Below are 9,109 nucleotides of genomic sequence, written 5' to 3' on the forward strand. Positions count from 1 at the left end.
AGCAGCGTGGCTCAGGCTGTTTTGGAGCCTGAAGAGATGAGGGGCAAGGATGAATTTGAATTAATGAAGTTGCTCTCACAGCATACCGGTGTAGCTATACCTGCAGGATTGCAAGAGCTGGATAGAAGGGAAATCAGACATCGCAGTGTCTGCTCCCAGCAGGGGATGGAAGAAATGGTTATGTCCTTTTTGCAGCTGGGATAAACCGGCTTTGTCGGGTAATTCTCATACTGGCAGGCATTAGTCGCAATGAAAACAGAGTGAGGGCCAAGGGAAATAACCTCTTATTGCCAGGCTGTTTCCCTCACTTTTTCTTTAAACACTGAAAGCAAAAAGAACATCCCTATTGCTTTCAGTTTCAGTTATTCTTACAGCCCCTTTATAATTTCCCTCGAATAAAAAATTCCATGAGCTCCTGGCCCTTTTCAAAAACCATACCCTGGCTGCCGGCTATTTCGTTATAAACCCCACCAGGATTTACCTGCGGCTGGTTATTATCAAAAAGCAGGAAGGGCACCGGTTCGGATGAGTGGGTTTGAATGGACAGGGGAGTCGGGTGATCCGGTAGAATCAATACCCGCAGTTCATCGAATTCTTCCATTTCTTTTATTACCAGACCAACAACCTCTTTATCGAGCTGCTCAATGCTCCAGAGCTTTTTCTCCAGACTGCCCTGGTGCCCGGCTTCATCAGGAGATTCGATATGCAGGTAGACAAAATCCTGGCCCTGTTTCAATTCGTTCAAAGCCGCTCTGGCCTTACCGGCAAAATTGGTATGGATACCACCGGTGGCTCCTTCCACCGTGACCGCTCTGAGCCCGGCAGAAATACCCAATCCTTTCACCAGGTCTACTGCTGCCACCACTGAGCCGCAAAGGCCAAATTTCTCTTGAAAGCTTGGTAGTGAAGGTTTGCTTCCTTCCCCCCAGAACCATACCGAATTTGCGGGATTATGTCCGGCCTCCTGACGAACACGGTAAAGGGGATGCTGCTGGAGTATAAGAGAACTTTTCCTCATTATTTCCAGGAGAGGGGCGGAATCACGGCCCTGGGGCAGGTAATCCTTAATCGGGCGACCGGAAATATCATGAGGGGGAGTTAAGATTATTTCTCGACCTAATCCGTTTTTCCATAGCAGTAGGTGCCGGTAACTGATACCGGGATAAAAATGAAAACTAGCGCTGCCCAATTCTTTTTCCAGGAGCTGCAGCAACACGGCGGAATCCCGGGTATCAATTTCCCCCGCACTGTAATCGAGCATCTTGCGCTCACTATATTCTGATTCAGCTGACAGGCATACCAGGTTGCAGCGTAAAGCCAGGTCTTCATCCCCCATTTCCACCCCCATGCTTACTGCCTCCAGAGGGGATCGTCCCGTATAATAACGGCTGGGATCATAACCCATTACTGAGAGATTAGCCACATCGCTTCCCGGGGGGAACCCGGGTGGAATGGTATTGACCTGGCCGATAACGGCTTTTTGGGCCAGCAAATCTATATATGGGGTATGGGCATATTGCAGGGGAGTTTTATCCCCTAGTTCCGGAATAATATAATCAGCCATCCCGTCTCCCAGGATTACTAAATATTTCAAAGACTATCACTCCTGTTGCCATTTATTTTTATTGAGTATAACATTAATAGGGAACTACTACGAAAAAAATAAAGCTAAAAGGATATGCTAAATAATAAACTAAGAAGGTGGTTCTTATTATGAAACATGATTTTTACGACATAACTATACTGGGATGTGGCCCGGCGGGCTTATCTGCAGCCATAAATGCGACCATACGAAACAAGAAGGTGCTGGTAATCGGGGCAGAGATATGCAGTCCGCCCTTACACAAGGCGCAGAAAATCAATAATTACCTGGGTATCCCTGGAGTTAGAGGCGAAGAATTGCTGGCCTGTTTTATGGAACATGCTCTGCAAATGGGCACTGAAATCATAAACAGTAAAGCGGAAGCCATAAACGAAGCTGAGGGAGTATATAGTATACTGGTCAAAGGTGAATTGCTAAAGAGCAAGGCCATTGTTATAGCTACCGGCATCCCCTATAAACCCACAATACCCCGGGAAGAAGATATGCTGGGGCGGGGATTGGGCTACTGTGCCACCTGCGATGGTCCCATTTATCGGGGTAAGGATGTGTTGTTAATAGCATACAGCGGCGAAGCAGAAAATGAAGCCAACTTTATGGCGGAAATCTGCCGGAAGGTTTACTATTTACCTCTCTACCAGGGAACAATGGAACTCGATTCCAGAGTAGAGATTATAAACGGAAAACCAGGGGAGATTATTGGTTCTGACTTTGTTCAGGGCCTGAAGCTTAAGAATGGTAGCGAAATAATAGTTGAAGGTTTGTTCATTTTGGGCGGAGAAACCGCCCCTGACCGCTTAATACCCGGCCTGGAGATAGTGGATAAACACATAAAGGTAAACCGGCAGCAGGAAACTAATCTTCCTGGAGTATTTGCCGCTGGAGATTGTACCGGTCCTCCCTACCAGGTGGCGAAGTCAGTAGGAGAAGGACAGGTAGCTGGCCTCAATGCCAGCAAATATGCGGGAAGGAAATAATCCAAGTAGCGGAGATGACAAATATCGCTCATTGTCATAATTATAGAGATAACGGTCAAATTACTATGTGAGAGTTTTGCATAATTAACTTTAGCAAAACATCATTTCAATATATAGTAGAATTATGAAGATGAAGATCCCATATTATGTTACCAGAAGGCATCTTTGCTGATTTTTTGTATTATACAAAAGCCTCATGTAAAAGAATATAAAGGCAAAGTCGCTCTATACTATAATCGTAGAATTAAAACAAAGTGGGCTGTTAATGGTTGACTAAAATAGAGGCTGATGCTATAATAAATTTCGTTGCGGAGCCGTGGTGTAGCGGTTAACATGCCGGCCTGTCACGCCGGAGATCGAGGGTTCAAATCCCTTCGGCTTCGCCATTTAAAGCATATTTTCTCGAGGGAGATAAACCTGCCTCGGTAGCTCAGGTGGTAGAGCAGCGGACTGAAAATCCGCGTGTCGGTGGTTCAAGTCCGCCCCGAGGCACCATTGAAAATGCGGAAGTGGCTCAGTGGTAGAGCATCGCCTTGCCAAGGCGAGGGTCGCGAGTTCGAATCTCGTCTTCCGCTCCATTGAATTCCAGGCGTTACTAAGTAACGCTTTTGTTTTGAATAGTATTACGCTTATCATCTGTTGCTTTTATTAAATCGAATTATTTGCTATAATAAGATCTGCATGAGAGCATAGGAGAGTTTTTTGGGCGGGTGGCGAAGAGGCTAACGCTGTGGTCTGCAAAATCACCATTCACCGGTTCGAATCCGGTCCCGCCCTCCATATTAGTAAACGAAAGCCTTCCGTTTTTGGGGAAGGTTTTTTTATGGAAAAAATTCTTCTTCATATTAGCTTCCCATGCACGGGGACACAACCACCGGATGAAAACATGGGTATTACAGGAGGTTATTATAGACGCTGATTCACACGGGAGATATATTATGATATATATCAGAAGGATCGTCCCCAGGATATATTTTCTTACCAAAAGAAACCAATGGTTAGTAGGACCGTAAGGCAAGTCATTCACGCATTTTACTTGCAAAATGAAGCATGTTTTGATAAACTAATTCATGCGCTAGAGATAAATAAGAAGTGAAAAACTACATGCCCGGGTGGCGGAATAGGCAGACGCACGGGACTTAAAATCCCGCGAGGTTTACCCCTCGTGCCGGTTCGACCCCGGCCTCGGGCACCACTATTTAGGATACCCGCTATCCCCCCTATTTCAATGGGGAGATGAAAGGCGAAATACTATAAGTATTTCAATAAACCTCAATATTATGGTTGTAAAAGCAAATTAGACCGTTCTAAACGTGGTTCCAAAAGGCATCGCAGGTTAATGCAGGCCAAGAAGCGTACCCTAAAGAAACGAAATAGACGATTAAAGCAAATTAACCACTGATTCCGCTCGCAGTCTACGCATGGGCAACACCTAGTTAAACCCAACTGTTCGCATATTTACCTGCGAAAGTTGCGGTTATACCGAAGGTCGAGATGACAACGCAGCGATTAATCTCTACAAGTGGTACGCTGCCCCTGTGACAGGGCCGGCTCTGATTAAGAGCCGAATGAGTATCAAGTTTGTGTTTGGACGCTATAACAAGTGCCTGATACCAACAAGTGCTTAAAACTTCACCAAGAAGCCAGGTAATTTATTGCCGGGAGTATGGCACGACTTCGCTGAGATAATATCTCAGCTTTTTTCTTTTGTTTTTGAATTTGACCCACGCAGCTCGCAATTTAGCGGAGATTAAGGAGTATTTAAGGGGATTGCTGTCTAACGAAACATTGGACTTTTAAATCGTTTATTTGATGGTTATTTGATAGGAGTATATTGAACAGGCTATTATTGAGGCTGTGAAGGATGGAGCGATTAAGCAACCGGGACGGATCTGAATTCAGAACAAGATCCATCCCGGTACGATTTTAATGGTGGGTTCCGTTTACTACCTTGACCCCCATAGCTTCTACTACTTTCATGCTTTCTGTCCTAGCTGGCATATGAATTCTACTGGCTATGAGACTTTTTTGATAGATTGTTTTGAGAGGGGAGAACCCAGGATAACTATGGAACAAGCATAGAATGGCTAAAGAAAGCGGACAGAAGCTAGCTGGATATAGTAGAATAAGCATAATGGTAGATTTATAGAGAACAAAGAAGGAAGGCGTGAATTGGAGAAAAAATGAAGGGGGATTATTCGATGCAAAAACTTTCCGAGAATGTAATGGTATTGGGCAATGGTTATTTCAATTTCTACCTGGTAGGAAAGGAAAAAGCAGCCTTGTTGGAATGCGGAACCAGAGCTGCTGCGACAATTTTCCAAGAGCAGTGGTCCCAACTGCAGGATAAGCCAGAGATAAAGTACATAGTAATTTTGCATTCTCATTTTGACCATTCCTGTGGTCTGCCCATTCTAAAAGAGATCTTTCCCGAGGCTGAGGTGCTGGCCAGTGCTTCGGCTCAGAAGTTGCTTTCCAAGGAGCGGATAGTAAAGGATTTATACCGTAATGATGCGATAGTATCAGAATCTTATATCAAAAACGGTTTTTTAAAAGAAAAACCGGACACCTCCGAACTGGATAATATTCCGGTAGATCGTACGGTAGGTGAAGGTGATATTGTGGATCTGGGGCTGGGGTTGCAGCTTAAAATATTGGATGCTCCCGGTCATAGTATTTGTTCTATTGCCGCTTATCTGGAAATGGATCAAGCTATCTTCCTTTCTGATGCCGCCGGTTACCGCAGCAGCGAAACTGAGATTTCCCCAGTCTTTTTCCAGGGCTATGATAACTATATGAGTACTCTTAAAAAGCTTATGTCCTATCCGGCGAAAATCCTGGGAGTAGCGCATGGCGATATTCCGTTGGGAGATGAAGTGGATAAGTTCTACCAGCAAACACTGCAAGCAGCAGAAGAAGGATTTGAGTACATTAAAAGCTGCTTGAGTGAAGGAGTCGCGGAAAAGGATTTGGCCGATAGGCTCTTTAAACGATATATCAAGGGAGGACTGGCTTATTACCCCGAAGGTATGATGCTAGGGGCCATGCACCTTTTAATTGCCAGTGTAAAGGCGAAGATGTAATATGGATTAATAGTGCATTTGAGAATGAAGAGGGATATTCCTCTAACATACCAGAAAGTGAGGAGCAGGGGGGGCGAGGGGATTTTTGCTTCAAATTATCCCTCACCTATACAATATCATAATATAAATCTATCCTGATGGGGTAATTATAGTAAGAAGATGCTTACGAATTGTTTTGCCAGCAAGTAGTTATGCAGGTACTGCTTTTACCAGATTTAGCGCAGTACCTGCAGATTTTTTTCAAGCAAAAAACGATCTATCTCAATAAAAGAAATATAGTATTGACTTAACTGCAAAAATCTCTTTTTGTTGCAAAGTATTGCATAAATATAGAAAGCGAGCGTTGGCGAAGCATGGGCACAGCACCCTTCGGGTACTCCTGGTGTTTTACTTCGGATGTCACTATTAAGGTTGCCGACCAGGATGGGAGGTTAGCGCGGTACCCCTTGACCGCGAGACAAGCCGCAGGTGTTACCCATGCGTAGCGCCCTGTCGGGCACAACTGATGCTACCTTCGGGCGCTATTTAGGACGCTGCAGCGGTATATTTATGCAAGCTAATGCATATCTATAAAATTTTTGCAGTGGAATCAATAGAAATTCGGGATTTACCGTGAAAGGACAAGAAGCAGAATGATAAATGGACTAATCGGTTGAATAATCAGGGAAAATAACCCATACTAATAGCAGGAAAAACAATACGTGGTTTAGAAGATTTATAATGAGAAAAATGGGGTGGATTGATGCTTCCATTTCCGCTATATCTGCAATTAGGGTTTGGGTTCGTTTCCGGTGCTTTGTCGGCTAGTCTAGGCCTGGTTCTGGTACATATTTTTCCCCAGCCGAAAAAGGTTGTCTTGACCGGCTTATGTTATATGGTAGCGCTAGCACTGGTAAGAAGTCTGTCTCTCCCTTTTGGGGTTCCCTTTGCTATACTTACACTTTTTTTGGCCGTAATAATTATGCCCATTTGGAGGTTATCCCTGTTTAAGTCTATTCTAGTTACAGTTATTGGTACTCTTATCCTGGTGCTGGCTGAATCTGTGTTTTCTCCCTTGATACTTAATTTCATGAATATTAACTTTGACGACATGGTATTGCAGCCTCAACTGGCGGTTTTTATGCCGTTGCCGCAAATTATTCTATCAATAATAATCATTTTCGTATGTTTGAAGTTTAATCTACATATTTTTGATTTCAGGGCTATGGGAGTGGGGGATTCCCTGCACTTAAATGGCAAAAGGCTGAATATAGTACTGGGATTGGTATTTTCTTTGCTGTCCCTGATTATTGTACAAATTGTCTGTAATGCTACGGTATTTAATGTTCAACCCAACCATATTTTCAAGACAATTTCAAGTGCAACTGTTGGTTATATCACCAATATTGCTGTAGTATTACTTTTCATAATTATTATCTTGTTAATAATACAATTTATTGAATTAACTGATAAAGAAAGCCAGTTTATGATTCAGTCATCGTATTTAGATTCAATTGAGGAGCTTTACACAGCATTAAGAGCTCAGAAACATGATTTGGTAAATCACTGGCAGGTTTTATACGGATTGATGCAATTGGGGGATCTGGAGGAAGCCCAAAAATACCTGGAAGAGATGATGGGCAAGAGTATTTCATCTGATAATTTTGTTGTTACAGGTGAACCGGGCTTGTCTGCTCTCCTGTATATCAAGTCTGGGATAGCCTTGTCTGAGGGCATCAAATTTGATGTTAGCGTAGAAGCCCTCATGGATCAAGAGCTTATTTCAACCTACGAACTGAATCGGGTGATTGGGAATCTTATCAACAATGCTTTTGATTCTGTGATGAACCTGGAAGAGGAGCGGAGGATAGTACAGTTGAAGATTTTTGATGAGAAGGACAAGCAGGTGGTGGAGGTGGCTAATTGCGGTAATATTGAAGAGGAGATCAAAGAGAAGATGTTTCAAAAGGGCTTTTCCACTAAAACCGGTAAACATTCAGGTTTGGGGCTGTACATTGTAAAAGAACTGCTTGAGCAAAGAAATGGTCTGGTAAGAGTAGAGAACCGGGGGGATATGGCCGTCTTCTCTATTTATATACCTAAAGGTTCAGTGACTAAGGGGGGAGTTCATGCACGCTCTAGCCGAAAGGATCGCGGAATGGCTGGTTAGCAAATCTGAGCATCCTTTTAATCAAGAGGAAATCCGCTATGGAACTGAAGTATTCCTGGGAACTGCGGTTCAAATAGCCCTTATACTATCCATTGCTTTTTTACTGGGATTATTAAAGGAAACAGCGTATTCCTTTTTCGCAGCGGCGGTGTATAGGCGATATTCGGGCGGGGTTCATTGCGGAAAATACTATCGTTGTACTATTATCAGCTTGGTAGTATTTCTTTTTTTGGCTTATTTGGTTCATTATATTGTTATGTTCAGTTTTATCTGGGTGTTTTCTATGACATTGCTTGTTTCTATTGGAGCAATAATTTTTCTGGTACCGGTTGATGACCTGAAAAATCCCATAGTTAACCAGGAAAAAAAAGAACGGCTAAAACACAGGACTGCTTTGGTTCTTCTTGGTCTTTTTTTAATGGCTATTGTTGCGAAGATTTTACAAGACATTAATATGGCATATGCTATACTGATAGGGATATTATGGCAGACCTTTACATTAACTAGTTGGGGACAAAAATTTGTTTCCACTTTGGATCAAGTTTTTGCGTATATAGAAAAATTATTTATACGGAAGGAGGGTCAAAATGTTTAGCAAAATTAGCTCTTTGATGTGCACTTCATTAGCCACCTTCTTTGCACTGATCACACTAAGCAATGCGCAAATATGTTGTCCTTTATTTCTTTATCAACCCGAATTGCCCCAAAAAGAATAGAAGGCCATAACTTGCTACTTATCTATTTGTTGTTAAATATCAGGGGATAAATCCCCTGATCTTTTTTGGGAGCTGAGCTTGATTATTATAAGTCAATTGCGTAAACTGATGATACTTTGCTGCTGTAGCTAATGCTAAAACAGGGAGGTTTATTTTGCGATTTTGGAGTAGCCTTTTGCTGGTCGTAATACTGGATAGAATAAGCAAAGCCTGGGTTCTGGCATCATTTTTGCCGGGAGAAAGTCGGATAATTATTGAGGGGGGCCTTTATTTAACATATGTACAGAATAGAGGGGCCGCTTTTGGCTTGATGCCAGGGAAGTCATGGCTCTTTTTTATTTCTGCGCTGTTGGTTATAATGGCTTTAGTGATTTATAACTGGCGCAGGAAGGTTTCGCCGCTTGAAGCAGTATCTACCGGTCTTATCGCTGGTGGTGCCCTGGGAAACCTTATTGACCGCTATTTCTATGGTTTTGTAATTGATTTTATTGACCTGGGTTGGTGGCCGGTTTTCAACCTGGCCGACAGCGCTATAGTCTGTGGGGGAATATTATTGCTAATATTGGTTTTACTTGATGGAAAAA

The 9,109-nt window shown here is 43.0% G+C and carries 7 protein-coding genes, 5 tRNA genes and 1 pseudogene; 12 read left to right on the top strand and 1 reads right to left on the bottom strand.

Annotation, left to right across the window (positions count from 1 at the left end):
- Window positions 1-204, top strand: a pseudogene (locus tag PHP87_RS09170) (threonine synthase); the annotation flags it as partial.
- Window positions 205-379: 175 nt separating this feature from the next.
- Here the strand turns inward: PHP87_RS09170 and PHP87_RS09175 are convergent.
- Window positions 380-1,594: a cofactor-independent phosphoglycerate mutase gene (locus tag PHP87_RS09175; protein ID WP_299920554.1), complete on the bottom strand. Its 1,215-nt coding sequence runs from the start codon at window positions 1,592-1,594 to the stop codon at window positions 380-382.
- 119 nt (window positions 1,595-1,713) lie between these two features.
- On the opposite strand from PHP87_RS09175, the gene PHP87_RS09180 reads away from it, so the two are divergent.
- The 11 genes from PHP87_RS09180 to lspA all read left to right on the top strand — a co-directional run.
- A complete protein-coding gene (locus PHP87_RS09180) occupies window positions 1,714-2,577 on the top strand; it encodes an NAD(P)/FAD-dependent oxidoreductase (protein ID WP_299920555.1) in 864 nt (287 codons plus the stop codon).
- Window positions 2,578-2,887: 310 nt separating this feature from the next.
- Window positions 2,888-2,963 (top strand) — tRNA-Asp (locus PHP87_RS09185).
- Window positions 2,964-2,996: 33 nt separating this feature from the next.
- Window positions 2,997-3,072: transfer RNA gene (locus PHP87_RS09190), tRNA-Phe, on the top strand.
- Window positions 3,073-3,080: 8 nt separating this feature from the next.
- A tRNA-Gly gene (locus tag PHP87_RS09195) sits at window positions 3,081-3,155 on the top strand.
- A gap of 126 nt (window positions 3,156-3,281) precedes the next feature.
- Window positions 3,282-3,357, top strand: a tRNA-Cys gene (locus PHP87_RS09200).
- A 326-nt stretch (window positions 3,358-3,683) separates the two neighbouring features.
- Window positions 3,684-3,772, top strand: a tRNA-Leu gene (locus PHP87_RS09205).
- Window positions 3,773-4,778: 1,006 nt separating this feature from the next.
- Window positions 4,779-5,660, top strand: a complete 882-nt coding sequence (locus PHP87_RS09210; protein WP_299920557.1) for an MBL fold metallo-hydrolase — start codon at window positions 4,779-4,781, stop codon at window positions 5,658-5,660.
- A 742-nt stretch (window positions 5,661-6,402) separates the two neighbouring features.
- Window positions 6,403-7,809, top strand: a complete 1,407-nt coding sequence (locus PHP87_RS09215) for a sensor histidine kinase (protein ID WP_299920558.1) — start codon at window positions 6,403-6,405, stop codon at window positions 7,807-7,809.
- A complete protein-coding gene (locus PHP87_RS09220) occupies window positions 7,769-8,404 on the top strand; it encodes an accessory gene regulator ArgB-like protein (protein WP_299920560.1) in 636 nt (211 codons plus the stop codon). The genes PHP87_RS09215 and PHP87_RS09220 overlap by 41 nt, the downstream gene beginning before the upstream one ends.
- A 16-nt stretch (window positions 8,405-8,420) precedes the next feature.
- Window positions 8,421-8,525 carry a cyclic lactone autoinducer peptide gene (locus PHP87_RS11950; protein WP_366942922.1) on the top strand — a complete coding sequence of 35 codons (105 nt, stop codon included), beginning with the start codon at window positions 8,421-8,423 and terminating at the stop codon, window positions 8,523-8,525.
- A gap of 154 nt (window positions 8,526-8,679) precedes the next feature.
- The coding region (gene lspA / locus PHP87_RS09225; protein ID WP_299920562.1) for a signal peptidase II at window positions 8,680-9,109 on the top strand (430 nt) is incomplete at its 3' end.

It is taken from the genome of Syntrophomonas sp. (assembly GCF_028707975.1).
Lineage (GTDB): Bacteria > Bacillota > Syntrophomonadia > Syntrophomonadales > Syntrophomonadaceae > Syntrophomonas.

Bases quoted from the DNA above. Each gene is read 5' to 3' on its own strand.
- PHP87_RS09180 (WP_299920555.1), top strand. From the start codon at position 1,714: ATGAAACATGATTTTTACGACATAACTATACTGGGATGTGGCCCGGCG.
- PHP87_RS09210 (WP_299920557.1), top strand. From the start codon at position 4,779: ATGCAAAAACTTTCCGAGAATGTAATGGTATTGGGCAATGGTTATTTC.
- PHP87_RS09215 (WP_299920558.1), top strand. From the start codon at position 6,403: ATGCTTCCATTTCCGCTATATCTGCAATTAGGGTTTGGGTTCGTTTCC.
- PHP87_RS09220 (WP_299920560.1), top strand. From the start codon at position 7,769: ATGCACGCTCTAGCCGAAAGGATCGCGGAATGGCTGGTTAGCAAATCT.
- PHP87_RS11950 (WP_366942922.1), top strand. From the start codon at position 8,421: ATGTGCACTTCATTAGCCACCTTCTTTGCACTGATCACACTAAGCAAT.